Source organism: Bacillus sp. SIMBA_074 (assembly GCF_046534555.1).
GTDB lineage: Bacteria > Bacillota > Bacilli > Bacillales > Bacillaceae_G > Bacillus_A > Bacillus_A mycoides.
In genome coordinates, this window is the sequence record NZ_JAWRYM010001102.1 from 1 (window position 1) to 243 (window position 243).

Below are 243 nucleotides of genomic sequence, written 5' to 3' on the forward strand. Positions count from 1 at the left end.
TCGTCGTCGGCTCGAAGCTGGGCGAGGCCGAGCTCTGGGTGGACAAGTTGGAGGCCCGCGGCCACGTCATCCGCATCGACCTGGTGGAGTCGCAGCTCGACAAGAACCAGCCCGCGGAGGTCGGGATCGTGGCCGATGCGCGAGCCGGACTCGACGCTCTGGTGGAGGCGCTGGGCGCGGGGGAGGCGGGACGTGATGCGCGCGAGGCTCGCGTCGCACGTGTCGCTCGCGTCGCCGAGACCC

The 243-nt window shown here is 72.0% G+C and carries 1 protein-coding gene; it reads left to right on the top strand.

All coding sequences use genetic code 11. The features are described from left to right. Window positions 1–243: hypothetical protein (locus tag SB773_RS34160; RefSeq protein WP_410594943.1), on the top strand; the 243-nt coding region annotated here is incomplete at both ends.